Below are 20,621 nucleotides of genomic sequence, written 5' to 3' on the forward strand. Positions count from 1 at the left end.
AATGCGGGGTTACTGTCCAGCCCGGCGCGCCGGAGGGGCCCGCCTTGTCCTGTCTGGGTGAGAGTTTCCGATGAAGATGCGACTGATGCGTCATGTGGCGCCGACTGTGCTGATGCTGTTCGCGACGCCCGCTCTGGCCCAGACGGCCGGTGGCGCGCTGACCTATCAGCAGCCGCCCGCGCCGATTGCGGACATCCTGGACGCCCGGCCGACGCCCGGCGCCAGCGTCAGCCCAGATCAGAAGACCCTGGTCCTTTTCCAGCGGTCCAACCTGCCGACGATCGCCGAACTGGCCGAGCCGATGCTCCGCCTCGCCGGCTATCGGATCAATCCACGCAACAACGGACCGGCCAACAGCCGCATCTCCTGGGTGACGGGCCTGAGCTTCCAGTCGGTCGAAGGCGGCGCGGCGCGCGCCGTCGCCCTGCCCGAAGGCGCGCGCTTCACGGGCGCGAGCTGGTCACCCGACGGCAGGTCTGTCGCCTTCCTGATGGACCAGCCCGAAGGCATGGCCCTGTGGGTCGCCGATGTCGGCACGGCCACGGCGCGCGAGGTGTTCGGCGCCCGCGTGAACGCCGCGACGGGCGCCGGCATGAGCTGGCTGCCGGACAGTTCGGGCCTGCTGGTCCGGGCGGTGACGGCTGATCGCGGCGCCGCGCCCGACGTGACGGCCGCGCCGGCCGGGCCCACGGTCGCCGAGAGCGGCGGCCGCGCCGCGGCGGTGCGCACCTACCAGGACCTTCTGGCCGATGCCGGCGACGAGGCCCTGTTCGCCCACTATTTCACCACCCAGCTGGTTGTCGTCCCGCTGACCGGAGAGGCCCGCAGCATCGGCGCGCCGGGCGTGATCCTGGGCGCTTCGGTGTCGCCGGATGGCCGCTATCTGCTGAAGACCACGGCCAGGCGGCCGTTCAGCTATGTCGTGCCCGCGCGCCTGTTCCCCGGCGACGTGGTGGTGACCGACATGGACGGCCGGGTCGTGCATAAGGTCGCCGACCTGCCGCTGCGCGACAATATCCCGCCGCCCTTCGACGCCGTAGAGACCGGCCCCCGCGCAGCCCAGTGGCGCGCTGACACCCCGTCGACCCTGGCCTGGGTCGAGGCCCAGGACGGCGGTGATCCGCGTACGCCGGCGACCGTTCGCGACCGCGTCCTGATGCTGGACGCGCCGTTCAACGGTCAGGCGACGACCCTGATCGACCTGCCCGAACGCTACGCCGGCGTGACCTGGGGCCGGTCGGACGTGGCCGTGGTCAACACCCAGTGGTTCAACACCCGGCACGAGACCCGGTCGGTCGTCGATCCGTCGCGTCCGGGCGCTGGCCGCGTCATCGTCGATCGCAACTATCAGGATCGCTACAACGACCCGGGCTCGATCGCGACCGAGGCCAACGCCGCCGGCCGCGAGGTGATCCAGTTCACCCCGGACGGGTCGCGCGTCTTCGTCGAGGGCGACGGCGCCACGCGGGAAGGTGAGTATCCCTTCCTCGGTACGCTGGACCTGGGAACGGGCCAGACAGAGCGGATCTGGCAGTCGGCCAGCGGCGAGTACGAGACCGTCATCGGCCTGCTGGATGACGACGGCCGCCGTCTTGTCACCGTGCGTGAGAGCCGGACCGAGCCGGCCAACCTGCATGTCCGCGACCTGGACGGCGACGTGACGCCCCTGACCAGCTTCCCCGACCCGGCGCCGCAGCTGGCTGGCGTGACCCAGCAGCTGATCACCTACACCCGCGACGACGGGGTGCAGCTGTCGGGCACCCTCTATCTGCCGGCCGGCTACGACAAGGATCGTGACGGCCCCCTGCCGCTGTTGATGTGGGCCTATCCGGCGGAGTTCACCGACGCGGCCGTGGCCGGTCAGGTCGTGGATACCGCCAACCGGTTCGTACGTCCGGGCGGCTCCAGCCACCTGTTCCTGCTGACCCAGGGCTACGCCATTCTGGACAACCCCTCGATGCCGATCGTGGGCGCGGACGGGGTCGAGCCGAACGACACCTATATCGAACAGCTGAGCGCCAGCGCGAAGGCGGCGGTCGATGCGGTGGTCGGAATGGGCGTGGCCGAGCGCGGCCGGATCGCCGTCGGGGGCCACAGCTACGGCGCCTTCATGACCGCGAACCTGCTGGCCCACACCGACCTGTTCGCCACCGGCATCGCCCGGTCGGGCGCCTATAACCGGACCCTGACGCCGTTCGGCTTCCAGGCCGAGCAGCGGACCTACTGGCAGGCGCCGGAGACCTATAACGAGATGTCGCCCTTCGCCTATGCCGACAAGGTCAACGAGCCGATCCTGCTGATCCACGGCGAGGCGGACGACAACCAGGGCACCTTCCCGATCCAGTCGGAGCGGTTCTACGCCGCGCTGAAGGGCAATGGCGCGACGGTCCGCTACGTCGTCCTGCCGCTCGAGGCACATGGCTATCGCGCGCGGGAATCGGTCGGTCACACCCTGTGGGAGATGACCCGCTGGCTGGACCAGACGATCAAGAACCCCACCGCTCCGGCGGCGGGATCGCAATAGGTCCGGCCTGGCCTCCGGCGGAGGGTGATCCCTCCTGCCGGGGGCCGCGGCGCCAAAGGGCGCTACGAATTTATTCCCGTTCAGGTCTTGCGCGTCAGGCCGAGGCTCCCATCTGATCCTTGCGGTCTTTGACAGGTCTCATCATCACCCCGTCGAAGCGGCGCGACTCTGTCGAGTCTATTTCCGGAGTCGCGCGGCGAACCCGCTCCAGCGACGGCCGACGCGCGTTCGCAGGGCCGCGACCCATCCGCCGAGGTCCCGGTTCCGTTCGAGCCACCACAGGCCTGACAGCACCACCAGCAGCCCGGCAAACCACGGCCAGGGCGAGCCGGGCGCGTGCGATGTCGAGGCCGGCGCGGCCCGGGTCGGGGCCGTCCCCGCGAGCGCCAGCGTAGCCAAACGGTTCGCGGCCATGACCAGCGACGGCGCCGCGTCTGCGGGCTGCACATAGAAGGCCGTCTGGCGGTTCTCGCCGTCGCGGATGACGTTCCAGCCCGGTTGTTCGGGCCAGTAGGCGGCGCAGGCGCGGTCGCCGACGGCCGGATCAACGCGCAGGCCGTGGGCGCGGCCGTCCTGGCCCAGGACATTGGCCTGGCCGACGAGGCGGCACACGGCGATGCGGGCGCCGACACGGGCGATGCCGTCGACCTCGGCGCGGCTGTCGTCGCCGGCGCGGCCGATCTCCGAGAAGAGGGCGCTCCACATCTCGCCGTAGCGATCCGGGCGGCCGGTGAGCACCAGGGCGTAGCTGTCGGTCACGGTCCAGACGCCGACCCGGCCGCGGCCGCGCGCGCGCCAGCTGGCCAGGGCGACGCCGTCGGCGTCGCGCAACAGGGTCACGGCGCCGGCGCCTTCGTCGGTCAGGTCGCGACGGGCCAGTTCCGGCAGGGCCTCGGTCTCTTCGGCCGGCTCGGCCTCGGCTCCGGGCGTGGCCTCTTCGGCGGGGAGATCGAGGCGCAGCGGAACGGCCTCGTCGCCGCCGGTCAGGGTGACCCCGAGACCGGCCCAGTCACGCCGGGTCGCGGCCGACAGCGGGCCGGTCGGGCGGAACAGAAGGCCCATGCCGCCGTTCACCGCCGCTGTCAGGGCCGCACGCTGGCCGCCGCCGAGACTGTCCCAGCGACGGTCGTCGAGGATCACGAGATCCAGTTCATTCAGGGTCGTGGCGTTGAGCGGCACGGGTGCGTCGCCGAGCCGGACGCCCGCGCCGACGTCGATGTCGTGGGTCAGTTCGACGCCGGAATCCTCGGCCCAGCGCTTCAGATATTTGGTCTCGGCCGTGGGCGCTCCGGCGAGGACGAGGACCCGCGGCGGCGTCGTAGCCATGGTCTCGACCGGAATGGCGACCCGCTCGACGACGGCGCCGGCGGGGTCGCGGAGCCTGAGGTCGAACAGGGCGAGGCCGGGCGCGCGGGCGGCGGCCATCAGGGCGAAACGCTCACCGGGCGCGATGCGGGCGCGGTCGACGACAACGTCGGCGGGATCGACCAGTTCGACGGTTCCCGCAGGCATGGTTCCAACCTGTCCGCCGACGACGAAGGTCGCGCCGGGCGCCGTCACCTCGGGCAGGGCGAGGTCGGTCAGGCCGCGCGGAGGGGGCGGGGCGGAGAACTCGACCGGCACAGGCAGGGGAGACTGGTCTCGCGGCGTGAGTCCTTGCCCCAGGACCCGGATACGGACCGGCGTGGGGTAGCGTCGCAGCGCTGTCGCGAGGTCGGGGACGCGGATCGCGCCTGTGACGGGGCCGGCCTCGGGCAGGGCCACCAGGATGTCTCCGGGCGCGGTCGGGATGGTCGCGGGTGAACCGCCCGTGGCGACGATCAGGGTCCCGGTGCGGATGACGGACGGGGGCGGGTTCAGCGTCAGCCAGACGAGGGCGCCGGCGACGACCTGAAGGCCGATCAGCGCGGCCAGACGCCAGCGCGGGGCCTGGGCCCTCGGAGCCGCGGATCCTTGCCACCGGAGCAGACGGATGACGCCGAGGACAACCCCTGCGACGATGACCAGGGCCGTCCAGAGAGCCGGGCTGGAGACGTTCATCGCAGGGCGTCCAGATAGCGTTGGCCGCGCGCGCCGGGGGCCTCGCGGCGGCCGGGCGACGGCGCCGGACGTTGCAGGGCGGTCCACAGCAGGGCGCGCAGGCGGCGACGGCAGTCGAGGCAGGCGGGCTCGTTCCTGACCGTGTCGATGGCAGCTCGCAGCGACAGCGGATCGGCCAGCCGTCCGCCGTTCTCCCGCGCCCAGCGGTCCAGGGCGCCGAGCGCCAGCGGCGCCGAGGTCGAACCGGGCCGTTCCTCCAGCGCGCGCCAGGCGTCGGCGGCGACGGCGTCGGCAGGCGTGCGCTCGGGGCGCTCGGGGTTCTCGGCCACGATGTCCTCGCGCTTGCCGGTCAGACGGCGGGCGAAGTCGACGGGCGGGAGGTCGTTGCCGAGTCTGGGGAGGAAGATGCGCGTCGCGCGCTGGGCCTCTTTCAGCAGTTCCAGCGCTTCGTTGGCGAAGGGCAGGGCCTGTTCCGGCCGCCCCTGACGCAACTCCCGCTCCGAGCTCCACATGGCGTCCAGCGCGCGGGCGAGGGCGGAGCGGGTCTGGGGCGCGAACAGGGTCGCGGCCTCGCCTGTGTCGTGGGCGTGGCCGAACTCGTGCAGCACGTCGACCTCGGACCCCATCGCGCCGCCGGCGGCCTCACCGCCGTGGTCGTCGTCGTGGTCGTCATGATCGTCGTGCGCAGGCGCCTGGGTGGGCGCGGGCGCGTCGCTGGTCGGCAGGGGCGCGCGGGCGGGCGGAACGTCGCTGGTCGGCAGGATGATGCCGCTGCCTCCACCGCCCTCCGCCTCCTCGCCCATGAACTGTCCGTAGCGCAGACGCAGCGCGGCCTGTTCCTCGCCGATGACGTTGGAGCGGTCCATCAAGGCGCGAGGCTCCAGCCGACGACGCTCGGCGATCAGGGCCTCGGCATTGATGATGATCTGGCGCTGGCTGGCGAAATAGGCGGGCATGATGCGCATGGCCATGCCGTCCAGCCCGTCGGCCATGGCGAGGTTAGCGGGCCATCTCAGGATCACGCTGGGACCTTCGACCTGCTGGCGTTCAGGCGCGCGGTTATCGCTGACGATGAGCTGGACGATCAGGTCGCTGCCGGCCGCCATGCCCTCCCGGGCGAGATCGAGCGTCGTGGAGAAACGCAGCTGTTTCGCAGCGCCCTGGCCTCGCAGCGGCATGGAGCGCTGTTCGAAGGTGATGTTCTCGCCGTCGCCCTTGGTCACAGTGATGCGCAGGGTCGCGGTCTCGATGACGCCATAGTCGTCGCTGGCCTCGAACACCGGCGTCCAGGTCGTCTGGCCGGGGCTGAGCTGGACCAGCTGGCTTTCGGGTTCGACCAGGCGGACGACAGGTTCCGCGTCGGCCACGGCGTCGAGGCGGTTGAGGCGTTGGACCGGAAGGCCGGCGGCCTCGATGCGGTAGAGCAGGGGACGGTCGACGATCCGCGCGCCGGTCCAGCGCTGGCCGTCGCGGATCAGGGAGACCGGCGTGCTTTCGGGGAACTCCAGTCCGGCCGAGGACGGCTGTGGGGCGAAGTCGATCAGCCATTCCACGCGCGAGCCCTCCGGCGCCCGGGCGTCGAGGGCGGTCTGCTCGCGGACGGGCAGGCCGGTGTAGGCCGGCGGAGTGATGCGCAGGCGCGCGCCGGTCAGGACGGACGCTGTGGCTCCGGCGGCGGTGCGGGCGGGGGCGGCGGTGCTCGTCTCGGAGCCGTTCGCGATGGGCCAGAGCAGGATGGCGGCGATCAGGATGACGGCGGCGGCCCAGGCGATCAGGATGGACCGCTGCGACCAGTCGGGGCGGAGGTCGACGGCGGAGGCTTCGTGGACGCGGCTCTCCAGCCGGTCGCGTTGCAGGGCGGCGAGGCCGACGACGGCGGCGCGGTCCCTGAACAACAGGGCGGTGCTGTCCTCGAAGCGAGGGATACGGGTGTCGAGCTCGCCGATCAGCCAGCGCAGGTCGAACCGGCGAGAGCGCCAGATGGCGACGGCGGCGAGGGCGATGAGACCAGGCAGGGCGGCGATGACCGCGCCCGTCACTCCGAACAGCCGCCAGCCCAGCGCGGCGAGAACGAGAATGCCGGGCAGGCCGAGGGCGACTGTGTCGAGACCGGCGCGCGCGCGGGCGGCGCTCTGGTGGTTCAGCAGGACAGGGACGGCGGTCATGGCGCGACCGCCCTCTGGCGCCGCATGGCCAGCCAACGCTCGCCCGCGAAGGCGACGGCGATCAGCAGGGCCAGCCACGGACGCAGGTCGAGCGGCTGCTGGTCATAGGGGGCGGCGCCGGCCAGGGGTGCATGATCGACGGCGGCGACGCGGCCGGGCGCCGGACGCGGATCGAGCATGGACAGGAGGGCGTCGGGGAAGTCTGGCTCGACCAGCTGCGGGATGGCGGCGGGCTCAAGCGCGCGGGTCAGGCGGATGACGCGGCCCCGGCCGAGACGGCCTGCGACAGCCAGCGGCTCTCCGGCCGTGCCGCGCCACACGGGAACGGTCTCGCCCTCCACGGGGATGCGGGCCTCCAGCGCGGTCAGGATCACGCCGCCATTGCGGACCCACCGCTCGACCGGAACGGGGACGGGCCCAGACGCCAGCCAGATCAGGTGGCTTGCGCCGCCTGGAACGCTCCGGTCGATCGGCTCGGCGGCGAAGGCGGGCTCCACGTCGGCGGCGATCCAGGCCGTGGCGGCGGCGCGGAAATAGCGGACGGCATCCCCGGCCTCCGGGGCGAAGCGGACGGTCAGGGACGGCGGCGCGGGCGAGCCGACCTGGGCCGCAGGCGCTTCGGCGCCGACGGTCCATCCGACGCGGCGGGACAGTCTCGGCCGCTCGGCGTCGACGCCGTCGAGCGTGCCGGGAACGACGAGTTTGACCGGTGCGCCGGGCGGCAGTTCGGCGTCGAGCTGGCGGATCAGGCTGGCGACATTCCCGGGCGCGACCGGGGTCAGGGCGCCGTGCTCGGGGAAGCCGGGCGCCAGCCAAACGACGCGGTCGCCCTCGTCCCTGGCGGCGGCGATGGTCGCGGCGTCGGCGCCCGGCGCGATGGCCACGACGGGGCGATCGTCGGCGGCGTTCCACAGCACGGGCGCGGCCAGCCAGAGGGCGATCAGGGCCAGCAGCAGGAGGCGGGCGGCCAGCAGCAACCGCTCGTCGATGGTCAGGCTGCGGCGCGGCTTCGGCTGGGGATCGAGCCAGCGCAGGGCGGCGAAGTCGATCGTCCGGCTCTCGGTCCGGCGCGCGATATGGATGACGATCGGGATCGCCAGGGCCAGCAGGGCGGCGAGGCCTGCGGGGAGGAGCAGCGCCGGGTTCATTGGCGGCCGGTCGGGCGGAACAGGGTGCGGATCGGAACGTCCGCGCTCTCGTCGATGAAATGCTCGACGTGGCGGATGCCTCGGGTTTCCAGGCGGGCGGCCAGGGCCGCACGGGCGGCGGTGAAGCGGGCGAGGAAGGTCTCACGCAGGGAACGGCCGCCGCCGATCAGTTCGGCGCCGGTCTCCGGATCGTGGAAGCGGAAGCCCTGGTCGAAGGGGAAGTCGCGTTCGTCGCCGGTCAGGATCTGGATCAGGCAGATGTCGCGGCCCGAGGCGGCCAGCCGTTCGGCGGTGGCGATACAGCCCTCGTCGAAGCCGTCGGTCAGGATGACGATCAGGTCGCGCGCGCCGATCTGCTCGCCGAACACGCCGACATCGCGCTGCCAGTCGGCGACGCCAGAGGCCTTGAGCGGGGCGAGGGTCAGGAGGACGCGGTCACGGTGGCGGCTGTCGGCATGCGGCGTCAGCACCATCGGACCCTCGGCGCGCTCGACCACCACGCCGAAGCGGTCGCCCTGATACAGGGCGATCTCGATCAGGCTGGCGGTGAGGCGGCGCGCGGCGTCGAAGCGGGACCAGTCGGGGCGGGCGAGATCGGCCTGGGCCATGGAGGCGCTGGCGTCCAGGACGATCCAGATGGCGACCGGGCTCTCGCGCTCGGCGTCGCGGACGAAGAATTTGTCGGACCGGGCATAGAGCTTCCAGTCGATGGCGCGCAGATCGTCGCCGCGCTCATAGGCCCGGTACTGGGCGAACTCGAGCCCGCCGCCCTTGTTGCGGCTGTCGTGCATGCCTGCGCTCGCCAGCACCGCCGCGCGACGCGGGACGATGGACAGACGACGAAGGCGGCTGCGCAACTCCGGGGGCAGGTCGAGCGGGGACATGCCGTGGATCAGTCGGGCGCGGGTGCGGGCAGGGCGGCCAGAAGGGCGGCGACGACGTCGTCGGCCGTCTTGCGCTCCGCCTCGGCGGCGAAGGACAGGAGGATGCGGTGACGCAGGACCGGTGCGGCCAGGGCGACGACGTCCTCGCGCGTTGCAGCCAGACGGCCATGCAGCAGGGCGCGTGCCTTGGCGGCGAGGACCAGCGCCTGACCGGCGCGCGGACCGGCGCCCCAGCGGACATAGTCCTGAATGGCTTTCGGCGAGTCCGCCGACGGCCGGGTGGCGCGGACCAGGGCTGTGATCCAGGTCAGGAGGGCTTCGCCGACATAGACCTCGCGCACCCATTTCTGCAGGGCGACGATATCCTCGCCGACCATGACCTGGGGCACCGCGCCAGCGCCGGCGCCGGTGGTCTGAACGAGGATGGCGCGCTCTTCCTCCGCCGTCGGATAGCCGACGCGGATGTTGAGCAGGAAACGGTCAAGCTGCGCCTCGGGCAGGGGATAGGTGCCGGCCTGTTCCAGCGGATTCTGGGTCGCCAGGACGAAGAAGGGTTCGTTCAGCTTGTGGGTCACGCCGGCGTAGCTGACCGTGTGCTCCTGCATCGCCTCCAGCAGGGCGGCTTGGGTCTTGGGCGGGGTGCGGTTCAGCTCGTCGGCGAGGAACAGGTTGGTGAAGACCGGGCCGGGCTGGAAGCGGAAGCTGCGGTGGCCGGTGCCGTGATCCTCCTCCAGCACCTCGGTGCCGAGGATGTCCGAGGGCATCAGGTCGGGGGTGAACTGGACCCGACGGAATTCCAGCTGCAGGGCCTGTCCCAGGGTGCGGACCAGCAGGGTCTTGCCGAGGCCGGGGACGCCCTCGATCAGGCAGTGGCCGCCGGCGAGCAGGCCGATCAGCAGCTGTTCGACGACCTCGTTCTGGCCGACGATGGCCTGGCCGATCGCGGCCTTCAGCTTGCCGAGCTGGGCCAGCCGTGCGTCGATCTCGGATTGGGTGGGCGTGGTCATAGAGGCTCCGGGGAGGAGGAGAGGCGGAAGGTCAGGCCGTCAGGGCGTAGAGGATGATGTTGACCGCGAACTTCGTATTGTCCTCGGCCAGGAAGCGCTTGTTGCGCCAGTCGTAGTCCCACTCGCAGCCATAGTCCTTGTTGGAATACAGCACGCCCAGCCGGCCATCGATCTCGATGCCCTTGAGGTAGTCGTGGATCAGGTCGTCGCCCCAGCCGTTCAGTTCGAAACTGGTCGCCGGCGGACCGTCCTCGAACTCGAAGAAGCTGCGGTAGATGGCGTGGTCGTTGGGCAGTTTCTTCAGGGCCTCGGCGCCGAAGATGGAGGCCATCTGGCGCTCGAAGGTGGTGGCGAACAGGCCGTCGATATCGTGGTTGCAGTCGTCGACGAAGACGAAGCCGCCGTTGCGGACATAGCGTTCGAAATTGCGCGCCTCGGCCGCGTTGAACTCCACCAGCTTGTGGCCGGCGAGATAGCAGAAGGGGGCGGTCAGCATGGCCGGATCGGCCAGGGCCACGACCCGCTCTTGGGGATCGACCCGCAGGTTGGTGTAGTCGACCAGGGAGGTCAGGATGTTGGCCGGCATCCGCTGGTCCACGTCCCAGTCGCCGGAATCATAGCGCAGCCGGGTGAACCAGAAATCATAGCTCGCCTGCGCGTCGGCGGCGCGCGGGAAGCCTGCAAGCAGGGCCCCCAGCGCGCCGCCGGTCAGCAGTCGCAAGGCATCCGCGCGTGTCATACTCGAACGCGACACGCACCCTCTCCGGTCAGACGGCGTCTGACAGGGAGGTGAAGGTGAAGTCACGCAGGCGCATCGGCGGGATCATCATGGTCGGGCCGTCATCGCCGACCCGGACCGAACGGCCCAGTTCGTCGATGTTGTTCAGCATGATCACCGGCGACTCGTTGAAGCGGAAGTTCTTCAGCGGATATTTGAGCTCGCCGTTCTCGATGTAGAAGGTGCCGTCGCGGGTCAGGCCGGTCAGCAGCACTGTCTGCGGGTCCACCATGCGGATGTACCAGGTGCGGGTCACCAGGATGCCGCGCTCGGTCTCGCGCACCAGGTCGGACGTGGATTTGGTCCCGCCCTCCATGATGATATTGCCCGGCTGGGCCTGCGCCGGCTTGCCCTGTTTGTCGGCCCAGAAGCGCGAATAGCCCAGGTTCCGGATGACGCCGTTCTCGACGATGTTGACGCGCTCGCGTGGCAGGCCGTCACCGTCCCAGGGCAGGGCGGGGGTCTCGGCGTGCCGGGGATCGGAGTAGACGTTGACGCGCGGATCGAAGACCTGTTCGCCGATCTTGTTGCCACCGCCGGGCTTCGACAGGAAGCTGCGTCCCTCGTCCGCCGCCCGGGCGTCGAAGAAGTTGAACATGAAGGAGATCAGGCCCGCGGCCGCGGCCGGCTCCAGGATTACCGTGTATTTTCCGGGCTCCAGCGCCTGGGCATCGCGCGAGGCGCTGGCCTTGCGCATGGCGATCTGGATGTCGGTGTCGACGTTGAAGGTGCTCGCGTCCTGGAGGTTGCGGGCGACCCAGCCCGATCCCGTGCCGTCCTCGGTCCGCACGGTGCAGGTGTAGTCCATCTCGGTGGAGCGCTGATACCCGAAGGCGCCGTTCGAGTTGGCGAAGGCGGTGAAGCTCTGGTTGTCGTTCAGGAAGCCCGCGGCGATCAGGCTTTGCGACTTGCAGGGTTCGATCGATGCGCGCGCGATCTCGGCGCGGTTCTCGGGCGTGATGGCCGCCGTCGATGCGCTGAAGGTGTCGGTGGCGCGATAGGTCTGGGGCCCGATCGCCGGCATGAACTCCGGGTTCTCGGGGGCCAGCTTGGCCAGGTCCTCGGCCCGCTTGACCACCCGGGCCAGGGCCTCGTCGGAGAACTCGTTGATCGAGGCCGTTCCGACGCGTTTGCCGAACGCAACCTGCACAGCGAGATCGGTGTTGGTGATCACCCCCGAGGTCGAGACGTTGTTCAGGGCGAAGCGGATGTTTCCATCGATCGTCCCGTCCAGCTGGGCGGTGCATTCGTCGGCGGTCGACAGCGCGATCACCTTGTCGAGGATTGTCTTGGCCTCGGCTTCCGTCATGATGCTCATGTGATTTTTCCCTTGGGTCCGATCAACCGAGCGAACGCGCGGTGTTGATGACGTTGATCTTGTCGAAGCGGGTCGAGGATGAGCCGTGGCTCACCGCGGACACCTGGCTGGGCTGGCCCTTGCCGTCGAAGAACGAACCGAACATGCGGTAGTCGCTCTGGTCACAGATGGCCGAGCAGGCGTTCCAGAACTCGGGCGTGCGCATCTGATAGGCGACGTCCTCGAGCGGCTGGGTGATCTCGCCGTTCTTGATCTCGTAGAACAGGGTGCCGCCGAACTGGGCATTGTAGCGCTGCTGGTCGATCGAGAACGACCCGCGGCCGAGGATGTAGATGCCGTTTTCGACGTTCGAGATCATGTCGTTGCGGGTCATCGGCTGCGTGCCGGGCTTCAGCGAGACATTGGCCATCCGCTGGAACTGAACCGTCGACCAGCTGTCGGCGTAGGAGCAGCCGTCCGAAGCGTTCTTGCCCAGGATGTGAACCTGATCGCGGGTCGCCTGGTAGTCGACCAGCTTGCCGTCCTTGATCAGATCCCACTGTTTGGTCTTGACGCCCTCGTCGTCGTACTCGACCGCGCCCAGGCTGCCGGGCTGGGTCTTGTCGGCGAACAGGTTGACGATCTCCGACCCGTACTGGAAGCGGCTCTCGCGCTTGTCGAGCGTGGCGAAGCTGGTGCCGGCATAGTTGGCCTCGTAGCCCAGAACCCGGTCGAGCTCGAGCGGGTGACCGACGGACTCGTGTATGGTCAGGCCGAGGTGATCGGGGTCCAGGACCAGGTCGTACTGGCCCGGCTCCACCGACTTGGCGGTCAGCTTCTCGCGCGCCTGACGGGCGGCGGCGACCGCATCCTCGCGCATGTCGTAGGACATGCCGTAGCTGATCACGGCGCCGTTGGCCGACTCCAGCTTGTCCTCGGCCCGGCCTTCCAGATATTCGTAGCCGAGGCCCATCGGGGCCGACAGCCCCTGACGCGAGCGGAACTTGCCGGAGGTCTGGTCGATGACCGTGACCGACATCGGGGCCCAGATGCGGTGCACGTCCTGGTCGATGTAGGAGCCGTCAGAGCTGGCGAAATACTTCTGCTCGTTGACCAGGAAGAGCTGCGAGTTGACGAAGTTGGCACCGGCCGCCATCGCCGCCGCGTTGACGCCCAGCAGCAGTTCGACCTTCTCGGCGATCGGCACTTCCATCGCGTTGCGGCGGATCGGGGTCTTCCAGCTGACCTCGCCGACGCCGGGGGTGGGGGCCAGCTGGACGGGCTGGGTCTGGTTCCGGGCGTTGGCCTTGGCGATGGCGGTGGCGAGGCGCGCGGCCTCGGCCACAGCTTCGGCCGTCATGTCGTTGGTGGCGGCGAATCCCCAGGCCCCGTCAGCGATGACCCGAACGCCCGTGCCGATCGACTCGGTGTTGACGATGTTCTGGACGTTGGCTTCGCGGGTGATCACGAACTGGCGCAGGTAGCGGCCGACGCGAACGTCGCAATAGCTGGCTCCGGCAGCCGAGGCGGCGCTCAGGCCGGCGTCGGCCAGGCGTTTCTTGACCGCGATGTCGATGGTCTCGACCAGCTGGGATTCCGCGATGGCGCGTCCGGCGAACCCGGGCAGCAGAAGCCCGCCCGCGCCGATGCCGCAAGCGGCGAGGAATGAACGTCTATCCAAGGCTTCTCTCCACCCGAATGGCCTGCCGCGGGGGCGCACAGGCGGTGTTGAGCGGGCATCGCACAGAGCCCCCTCGTCACGCGGGCCGCATCTTTGACAGGCGGATGACACAGGTCAAACGATCGGAGCCATTCAGGCTGATCATTACGAAATCTTCACGCCGACCCCAGTGCTGGCGGGTTTTCAGACCGCCGGGTCAAACGGTCGCAGCGGCGAGAGCGGGGCGAATTCGCCCTCCGCCCGCGACATGCGCGCCTGAATCGCGGCCGTGACATCGGCCGGGCTCCACAGCGAGCCCTGCATGACGGCGATCCATTCCAGCCCCTCGGCGACGCTGTGGTCGCGGGCGTGGTTGAGGGCGGCCTTGGACCCGGAGATCGCCAGCGGCGCCTTGGTCGCGATCCGTTTCGCCATGTCGAGCGCCGCCGTGACCACCGCCTCGGCGTCGGGCAGGACGGCGTTGATCATGCCCAGCCGTTCGGCGCGATCGACCGTCAAGGTGGCGCCCGTATAGGCCAGTTCCCGCACCACGCCCTCGGGCATGAGCTTCGGCAGGCGTTGCAGGCTGCCGATATCGGCCATCATGCCGATGTTGATTTCCTCGATGCGGAAGTACGCATCCTGCGACGCCAGCCGGATGTCGCAGGCGGCGATCAGGTCGAGCCCGCCTCCGACGCAGGCGCCCTGGATGGCGGCGATGACGGGGAACCGCACCTTTTCCAGCGTGGTCAGGGTTTCCTGCAAGTCTCGGGCGGTCTGGTGGAAGGCCTGGCGGTCACCGGCCTTGTCGGTGTTCAGGATCGCGCCGCCCGAGAAGACGGAGATGTCCATGCCGGCGCAGAAGTTCCGGCCCTCGCCGGAGAGGACAAGGGCGCGGACCTCGCCCGTCGCATCCAGCGCCTTGAGTTCCGGCCCGAAGCGACGCCAGAAATCCATGTTGAGCGCGTTCGACGCCTCCGGCCGCGTCAGACGCAGATGCGCGACCGGGCCGTCGCGGGTGATCTCAAAACTGGGCAAGGCTCAGGCGGCTTTCACATTGGCGCGGCAGGTCATCAGCGGCTGAATCTTCTGGCCGAAGTCCTCGATGCCGGTCTCGAAATCGTCGAAGGTCAGCAGGACGCCGCCGGTGCCGGGAACCTCAGACATCTCGTCCAGCATCCGCGCGACGCTCGCGTAGGAACCGACCAGCGTGCCCATATTGATGTTTACCGCCCCCTCGGGCGCGGCCAGCTGGCGGACGTTGGTGGTGGCGTTGACCTTGTCGGCCGCGCCCTGATCCTTGAGCCAGCTGATCGCGTCCACGTCGACGCCGTCGTTGTAGAGTTTCCACTTCGCCATGGCTTCTTCGTCTGTGTCGGCGGCGATGACCATGACGAGGACGAACATCTTCACGTCGCGGCCGGTCCTGGCCGTGGCTTCGGCCAGACGCTCGTTGTTGAAGGCGAAGGCCCTGGGCGTGTTGACCCCCTTGCCGAGGCAGAAGGCGTAGTCCGCCCACTGGGCCGAGAAGGCCAGCCCCTCGTCCGACGATCCGGCGCAGATGATCTTCATGTCCGTCGACGGCGTCGGCCGGACCAGACAGTCGTCCATCGTGTAGTAGTCGCCCTTGAAGTCCGAGCGACCCGTCTCCCACAGCTCGCGCAGGATGCGGGCGTATTCGTCGAGCATCTGGTAGCGGTTACGGAAATGCTCCTCGCCCGGCCAAAGACCCATCTGCGAGTATTCCGGCTTCTGCCAGCCGGTGATCAGGTTCAGGCCGAAACGGCCGTGGCTGATGCTGTCGATGGTGTTGCACATGCGCGCGGCGAAGGCCGGGGGGATGACCAGGGTCGGGCAGGTCGCATAGATCTTGATCCTGTCGGTGACGGCCGCGAGCCCGGCCATCAGGGTGAAGCTCTCCAGACCGTATTCCCAGAACTCCGTCTTGCCGCCGAACCCCCGCAGCTTGATCATCGAAAGCAGGAAATCGAGGCCGTAGTGCTCGGCGCGCTGGGCGATGCGCTTGTTCAGATCGAACGAGGGCATGTACTGCGGCGCGGTCTCGGAAATCAGCCAGCCGTTGTTGTTGATCGGTACGAAGACGCCGACTTCCATGATGATCGCCCCTCAGCCGTCGCCGTTCAGGAAGGCGACCAGGCGCGCATTGAACGCACCGGAAACCGCCGCCGTAAAGGCGTGTCCGCCCCGGGGGACGACATCGAGCGTCGCGGTGGGCAAACCCTCGGCCAGACGTCGCGACAGGAGCGGCGGAACCAGCATGTCGTCGGCCGAGGCGGCGACCAGAACCGGGTGCGGAATCTCTCCGAGCCGGTCGTCGATGTCGAAGGCCAGCAGTGCGCCGATCCGGGCCAGCATGACGTCGGTGCGGGGGAAGGTCTGGATGTGATGGTGGTCCTGCGTCTTCAGCAGGGCGTCGTTCTCGCTGATCCAGTCGGGCGGATAGAGGAACACCGCCTGGGCCTCGACATAGGCGGTGGGGCCAAAGGCCTCGAGCAGGCGAATGCGGGCGGCGAAGCAGCGGGCGACATGCGGGTCCGGCCGCGACCAGCCGTTGACGACGACCAGCCGGTCGAGCCGTTCGGGATGGTCGAGCGCCAGCTGCAGCCCGGCGTTGCCGCCCGCCGCGTGGCCGACGAGGTGGGCCCTGGCCGTGTCCGTGGCGTCGAGGACCGCGACGATGTCCCCGGCCATCGAGGCGACGGAATGATCCGGCTTCAGGCTGCGGTCGCTGCGACCCGTGCCACGATGGTCGTAGAGGATGACGCGGAAATGCTCGGTCAGGACCTCCATCTGCGGGGCCCAGAAGGCGGCCGATCCGCCGAGACCGGCGGACAGGATGACCGACGCCGCGTCTTCGGGTCCGTCGTGGATTTCCCAATAGAGGCCGTCGGCGATGCCTGTCGTCACAGTTTCAATCCGAAGCGCGGGCCGACGGCGGTCATCGCCAGATAGAGGCCGATGGTCAGGGCGCAGCCGAGGCCGAGTGCGGGCCAGAACGCCATCCCGCGCCTCAGCAGCATCGGGATCAGCAGGAACATCGGCAGGGACGGCAGGACGTACCAGAAGGTCGCCTGGGCGTGCTGCGCCATGTTCTCCGCATCGGGCCTGGCCGACCAGAGCCAGATCATGCCGAGCACCGAGACCAGCGGCAGGGACGCGATCAGGGCGCCGATGCCGGGCTGGCGGCGCGCGATCTCGGCCGCCGCCACGATCAGGATCGCGGAGATGACCGCCTTGATCAGCAGGGTCGCGAGCGGGCTCAGGCGCGTTTGCCGATGTGGGCGATGGTGGCGATCTCGACGAGGAAGTCGGGGCGGACGAGGCCGCAGACGATGCAGAACCGCGCCGGCTTGTCGCCGGGGAAATACTCCGCATAGACCTTGTTCAGGGCGGCGTAGTCGGACCAGTCCTTGAGGAAGATGTGATTCATGGTCACGTCGTCCATGGTCCCGCCGGCGGTCTCGATGACCGACTTGATGGTCTCCAGCACGATGCGCGTCTGGCCCTCGGCGTCGCCGACGCAGGCGACGCTGTTGTCCTTGTCGAAGGCCAGGGTGCCCGAGACATAGACGACGCCGTCGGCGAGCGTGCCGGGCGAGAAGGGGGCGATCGGGGTGACGGTGCCGGGCGGTGTGATGACGGTCTTGGGCATTCAGGTCTCCTGTGCGCTTTTCGATTCCGGGGGCGCGATCTGACCGACGACGCCCTTGAAGTCGGCGACGCTGGAGACCCAGCCGAAGAATGTCTCGATATTGTAGATCGCGGCCTGCTGCACGAACTCCGGCCCCGCCTGATGGGTGGCGTCCTCCAGCACAATGCCGAAATATTCGAGGAAGAAGCCGTCGCGGAGCGTGGACTCGACGCAGACGTTGGTGGCGATGCCGACGAAGACGAGATTGCGGATGCCGCGCGAGCGCAGGACGCTGTCGAGCTGGGAATTGAAGAAGCCGGAGTAGCGGGACTTGTGCAGGCAGATGTCGCCCGGCTGCGGCTTGAGCGCGTCGACCAGTTCGTAGTCCCACGTTCCACGGGCGAGGAGCGTCCCCGCCAGTTCGGGCCGGGCGCGCATGGTCTTCAGCGCATTGGACTTGTGCCAGTTGGGCGAGCCGGGCCCGCCGGCCTCGACATAGGCGGGGTCCCAGCCGTTCTGGAAATAGATGACCTGGACGCCCGCACGGCGCGCGACCTCGAGCACCCCCCTGGTGTTCTCGATCACCCTGGCCGCGCCGGAGATGTCGAAACCTGCGAGGTCCAGATAGCCGCCGGGGGAGGCGTAGGCGTTCTGCATGTCGATGACGATGACCGCCGTCTTCGCCGGATCGATCTCCAGCGGTTCGGGTCGGCAGGGCAGGGTGAGGGTGGCCATCCCTGCACCATGACAGATGCGCGGGCGACGCCAAGTCGGCTGGAGCGACTTATGTCGTGGCGCAGCCGCTTCGCGCCGTAGGGTCAGGAGCGTTCGGCGGTCAAAAGGAATCAAAGGAGCGCGGACCTCCAGGTCCGCTCTTGTCGCCGCCGAAGAGCGGACCTGGAGGTCCGCGCTCCAAGGGCGCCGCAACTCACCCGTCGAACGCTCTAGTCGGCAGGCGACGCCAGTCCCATCCGGACCAGGGCCGACAGGCTGTTCGCCTGCATCTTAGTCATGACCTTGGCGCGGAAGATCTCGACGGTGCGCGGGCTGATGGCCAGGTCCGCGGCGATCTCCTTGTTGGACCGCCCCTCGACGAGGGCGCGGAAGACCTGGCTCTCCCGCTGGCTCAGTTGGGCGATACGCGCGGCGGCCTCCAGCCGGCTTTGACGCGCGCTGCCATCGTTCATCAAATGAATCAGACACCCACGCACCGCTTCGAGCAGACGAGGGGGATCGAACGGTTTCTCGATGAAATCGACGACGCCCGACTTCATCAGCTCGACCGCCGCGGCGACGTCGCCATGGCCGGTTATGACGATGATGGGCCAGGCATTGCCCTTCATTTCTGCGACGCGGCGCACGACCTCGACGCCGTCCAGTCCGGGCATGCGAAGATCGGTGACGACGCAGGCGACCGCGTCGGCCGGCATCCTGTCGAAAAAATCGGTCCCGCTGGCAAAGCCCCGGGCCGGCACGCTTTCGGCCCGGAGCAGGGTCACCAGGGCGTCGCGGACCGCGAAATCGTCCTCGATCACGAAGGTAGGGGGCAAGATCATGGCTGCCGGCTTTCCTGCACGCGTTGGAGACAGAAGGCGAAGACCGCGCCGCCCAGGGGGCTGGTCGCGACGGTCAGGGCGCCGTGGTGGGCCTCGACGATCGTCCGTGTGACCGACAGGCCCAGGCCCATGCCGTCGGCCTTGGTGGTGGTCAGCGGCGTGAAGATTCGCGCGACCTCCTCGGGGGGCACGCCGGGGCCGCTGTCCTCGACGCGGATCTCATAGTGCGTCGCCGAGACGGCATGGCCGAGGACGTGGACCTCGCGGCGATCGCGGCCGCTGACCGCCTCGACGGCGTTTCGGACAAGGTTGATCATGGCCTGCTGGAAAGGGATGCGATCGGCCATGACGAGGTCGTTGTCGGCGCCGATATCGATTCTGATCATTGCATCGGCTGCGGGCGCGATCAGCTTCAGCATGGGCCCGATTTCCAACAGCATCGACGTCATGCGCTCGGGCTTCAGCGTCTGCGATCCCACCTTCAGCAGGTCGCGGGCGTGGCGGATGACCTCTCCCGCCCGCAGGGCCTGTCCCTTGGCCAGGTCCAGGGTGCGGCTGGCATTGGCGATGACCGGCGGGGTCCGCGCCAGATCGGTCTGGGCCGCCTGCATGTAGATCGCCGCGGCGCTCAGGGGCTGGTTCAGCTCATGGGACAGGATCGCGGCCATTTCGCCGAGGAAATTCAAACGCCAGACCTGGTTCAGCTGTTCGCTGAGCTCTTGATTCCTGGCCTGCGCGGAGTGCCAGTCGCTGAGGTCGGTCAGGGTCAACATGACCCGCGAGGACCTCGTATGGGCATCGACATAGGCCACCCTGATTCCCAGCGGGAACAGATTGCCGTCGGAGCGGCGGGCCATCCAGTACCGTCGCAGCGGGGAATCACCCTTGGCGGGTGTATCCGCTGCCCAGGCATCGAAGGACGCCACGAAATCCTTGAAGGCCCGGCCGGCGGCCTCGGGCTCGGTTGTCTGAAAAAGCGCGCAGGCCGGCCGGCTCATGGTCAGCACGACGCCCTGCGCATCCAGGGTCGCCACGGGCGTCGCGGCCAGCATGGCCTCGAGCGTCGCCTCGCGCCGCTTCAGCTCCGACGCCAGCGCCGCTACGCTGGCCTTCCCGGAGCGGCGCGCCGTCGCCATCTCGCCGACGGCCAGCCCGATGGCGGCGAACGACAGGGCATAGACGATCGTGTCGCCCAATTCCTCGCGTTGAACCAGAATGATGTTGGACATCACCGCCAGCCCGATCGCCAGGATGGTGGGCCCGCGTGACGCCAGAAGCGCCGGTATCAGGACGGCGGGGATCAGGGGCAGATACTGAAGCCGGCCCACGACCCCGAGGCGGAGGGCCACAACGCCGAGGGCGACTGAAGCGATCGCGAGCATGTAGCCGTTTGCACCCCGCGACGCCCAGCGGACGACCTTGGCGACGACGTCTGTCAATCGCGGCCAGGGCCGGTCGACGCGTCGGAGGCCGGGGCGGATCAAATCAGCCATGATTCCGATAAACACATTCGGTGCTGTGGGGCCTGCGGCAGTTCGTCCGTGTCACGACGCGGCGTGTCCCTGACCGGCATCGCGGACCGAAGACGCCGTCACCGCCCGGCGCAACCGCCCGGGAACGGCCCGGGTGCGGCGCGGTCTCCACGTCCGACTGCAGGAGATTCGGGCACATGGCATTCATCCCTTCGTGAATAATCAGAGTGTTGACCGCGCGAACCCTGATTCGTCCATCACGGAAATCGCGGATCGTTGAACCGGGTGTCCGTCGGCAGACGTCGCGGCCCGTGGGCGAATCCGTCCCGCGCCGCAGTCATTCGGGTCCCGGCAGCGGCTCGTCCGGGCCTGGGACGGGGACGGCGTCCGGCTTTCGCAGGCGCATGCGGGTAACCGGTGTCCGCACAGACAGGCCGG

17 protein-coding genes are annotated in these 20,621 nt (G+C 69.1%); 1 reads left to right on the forward strand and 16 read right to left on the reverse strand.

What is annotated here, in order from left to right:
• Positions 1–70 precede the first annotated feature (70 nt).
• Positions 71–2,524: a S9 family peptidase gene (locus tag ACP7AB_RS14950; protein ID WP_425992760.1), complete on the forward strand. Its 2,454-nt coding sequence runs from the start codon at positions 71–73 to the stop codon at positions 2,522–2,524.
• 177 nt (positions 2,525–2,701) lie between these two features.
• Here ACP7AB_RS14950 and ACP7AB_RS14955 read toward each other — a convergent pair whose 3' ends face one another.
• From ACP7AB_RS14955 to ACP7AB_RS15030, 16 genes are all read right to left on the reverse strand, one after another.
• Complete coding sequence (locus tag ACP7AB_RS14955; protein ID WP_425992758.1) at positions 2,702–4,564, reverse strand: hypothetical protein; 1,863 nt, start codon at positions 4,562–4,564, stop codon at positions 2,702–2,704.
• Positions 4,561–6,729: a DUF4175 family protein gene (locus ACP7AB_RS14960; RefSeq protein WP_425992757.1), complete on the reverse strand. Its 2,169-nt coding sequence runs from the start codon at positions 6,727–6,729 to the stop codon at positions 4,561–4,563. The genes ACP7AB_RS14955 and ACP7AB_RS14960 overlap by 4 nt, the downstream gene beginning before the upstream one ends.
• On the reverse strand, positions 6,726–7,877 hold the full coding sequence (locus tag ACP7AB_RS14965) for a BatA domain-containing protein (RefSeq protein ID WP_425992755.1): 1,152 nt from the start codon (positions 7,875–7,877) through the stop codon (positions 6,726–6,728). Before ACP7AB_RS14965 ends, ACP7AB_RS14960 begins: the two co-directional genes overlap by 4 nt.
• The gene (locus ACP7AB_RS14970) at positions 7,874–8,761 is read right to left on the reverse strand and encodes a DUF58 domain-containing protein (protein ID WP_425992753.1); all 888 of its coding nucleotides are present in this window, start codon (positions 8,759–8,761) and stop codon (positions 7,874–7,876) included. The genes ACP7AB_RS14965 and ACP7AB_RS14970 overlap by 4 nt, the downstream gene beginning before the upstream one ends.
• Before the next feature lie 8 nt (positions 8,762–8,769).
• Positions 8,770–9,768, reverse strand: coding sequence for an AAA family ATPase (locus tag ACP7AB_RS14975; RefSeq protein ID WP_425992751.1), 999 nt, complete (start codon positions 9,766–9,768; stop codon positions 8,770–8,772).
• Between the two features lie 31 nt (positions 9,769–9,799).
• Complete coding sequence (locus ACP7AB_RS14980) at positions 9,800–10,507, reverse strand: DUF4159 domain-containing protein (protein ID WP_425992796.1); 708 nt, start codon at positions 10,505–10,507, stop codon at positions 9,800–9,802.
• Between the two features lie 28 nt (positions 10,508–10,535).
• Positions 10,536–11,864, reverse strand: coding sequence for a TldD/PmbA family protein (locus ACP7AB_RS14985; protein WP_425992749.1), 1,329 nt, complete (start codon positions 11,862–11,864; stop codon positions 10,536–10,538).
• Positions 11,865–11,886: 22 nt separating this feature from the next.
• Positions 11,887–13,524, reverse strand: coding sequence for a TldD/PmbA family protein (locus ACP7AB_RS14990; protein WP_425992747.1), 1,638 nt, complete (start codon positions 13,522–13,524; stop codon positions 11,887–11,889).
• Positions 13,525–13,707: 183 nt separating this feature from the next.
• Complete coding sequence (locus ACP7AB_RS14995; protein ID WP_425992745.1) at positions 13,708–14,541, reverse strand: enoyl-CoA hydratase-related protein; 834 nt, start codon at positions 14,539–14,541, stop codon at positions 13,708–13,710.
• A gap of 3 nt (positions 14,542–14,544) precedes the next feature.
• The gene (gene rutA, locus ACP7AB_RS15000; RefSeq protein ID WP_425992743.1) at positions 14,545–15,618 is read right to left on the reverse strand and encodes a pyrimidine utilization protein A; all 1,074 of its coding nucleotides are present in this window, start codon (positions 15,616–15,618) and stop codon (positions 14,545–14,547) included.
• 12 nt (positions 15,619–15,630) lie between these two features.
• A complete protein-coding gene (rutD, locus tag ACP7AB_RS15005; RefSeq protein WP_425992794.1) occupies positions 15,631–16,440 on the reverse strand; it encodes a pyrimidine utilization protein D in 810 nt (269 codons plus the stop codon).
• Positions 16,428–16,733 carry a DUF3147 family protein gene (locus ACP7AB_RS15010; protein ID WP_425992792.1) on the reverse strand — a complete coding sequence of 102 codons (306 nt, stop codon included), beginning with the start codon at positions 16,731–16,733 and terminating at the stop codon, positions 16,428–16,430. Before ACP7AB_RS15010 ends, rutD begins: the two co-directional genes overlap by 13 nt.
• A gap of 50 nt (positions 16,734–16,783) precedes the next feature.
• Entirely contained in the window at positions 16,784–17,176 is a 393-nt protein-coding gene (gene rutC, locus ACP7AB_RS15015; protein WP_425992741.1) for a pyrimidine utilization protein C, read from the reverse strand.
• A complete protein-coding gene (gene rutB, locus ACP7AB_RS15020) occupies positions 17,177–17,890 on the reverse strand; it encodes a pyrimidine utilization protein B (RefSeq protein ID WP_425992739.1) in 714 nt (237 codons plus the stop codon). It lies immediately after the preceding gene.
• 209 nt (positions 17,891–18,099) lie between these two features.
• Positions 18,100–18,711 (reverse strand): response regulator transcription factor, encoded by a 612-nt coding sequence (locus ACP7AB_RS15025; protein ID WP_425992737.1) that lies wholly within the window; start codon positions 18,709–18,711, stop codon positions 18,100–18,102.
• A complete protein-coding gene (locus tag ACP7AB_RS15030) occupies positions 18,708–20,204 on the reverse strand; it encodes a sensor histidine kinase (RefSeq protein WP_425992735.1) in 1,497 nt (498 codons plus the stop codon). The genes ACP7AB_RS15025 and ACP7AB_RS15030 overlap by 4 nt, the downstream gene beginning before the upstream one ends.
• Positions 20,205–20,621 lie beyond the last annotated feature (417 nt).

Origin of the sequence: Brevundimonas sp. TWP3-1-2b1, assembly GCF_049896165.1 — a bacterium.
Classification (GTDB): Bacteria; Pseudomonadota; Alphaproteobacteria; order Caulobacterales; family Caulobacteraceae; genus Brevundimonas; species Brevundimonas subvibrioides_B.

What these genes read in the sequence shown, in the direction of transcription:
- ACP7AB_RS14950 (WP_425992760.1), top strand. Translation starts at nt 71, where the DNA reads ATGAAGATGCGACTGATGCGTCATGTGGCGCCGACTGTGCTGATGCTG.
- ACP7AB_RS14955 (WP_425992758.1), bottom strand. Translation starts at nt 4,564, where the DNA reads ATGAACGTCTCCAGCCCGGCTCTCTGGACGGCCCTGGTCATCGTCGCA.
- ACP7AB_RS14960 (WP_425992757.1), bottom strand. Translation starts at nt 6,729, where the DNA reads ATGACCGCCGTCCCTGTCCTGCTGAACCACCAGAGCGCCGCCCGCGCG.
- ACP7AB_RS14965 (WP_425992755.1), bottom strand. Translation starts at nt 7,877, where the DNA reads ATGAACCCGGCGCTGCTCCTCCCCGCAGGCCTCGCCGCCCTGCTGGCC.
- ACP7AB_RS14970 (WP_425992753.1), bottom strand. Translation starts at nt 8,761, where the DNA reads ATGTCCCCGCTCGACCTGCCCCCGGAGTTGCGCAGCCGCCTTCGTCGT.
- ACP7AB_RS14975 (WP_425992751.1), bottom strand. Translation starts at nt 9,768, where the DNA reads ATGACCACGCCCACCCAATCCGAGATCGACGCACGGCTGGCCCAGCTC.
- ACP7AB_RS14980 (WP_425992796.1), bottom strand. Translation starts at nt 10,507, where the DNA reads ATGACACGCGCGGATGCCTTGCGACTGCTGACCGGCGGCGCGCTGGGG.
- ACP7AB_RS14985 (WP_425992749.1), bottom strand. Translation starts at nt 11,864, where the DNA reads ATGAGCATCATGACGGAAGCCGAGGCCAAGACAATCCTCGACAAGGTG.
- rutA (WP_425992743.1), bottom strand. Translation starts at nt 15,618, where the DNA reads ATGGAAGTCGGCGTCTTCGTACCGATCAACAACAACGGCTGGCTGATT.
- rutC (WP_425992741.1), bottom strand. Translation starts at nt 17,176, where the DNA reads ATGCCCAAGACCGTCATCACACCGCCCGGCACCGTCACCCCGATCGCC.
- rutB (WP_425992739.1), bottom strand. Translation starts at nt 17,890, where the DNA reads ATGGCCACCCTCACCCTGCCCTGCCGACCCGAACCGCTGGAGATCGAT.
- ACP7AB_RS15025 (WP_425992737.1), bottom strand. Translation starts at nt 18,711, where the DNA reads ATGATCTTGCCCCCTACCTTCGTGATCGAGGACGATTTCGCGGTCCGC.
- ACP7AB_RS15030 (WP_425992735.1), bottom strand. Translation starts at nt 20,204, where the DNA reads ATGGCTGATTTGATCCGCCCCGGCCTCCGACGCGTCGACCGGCCCTGG.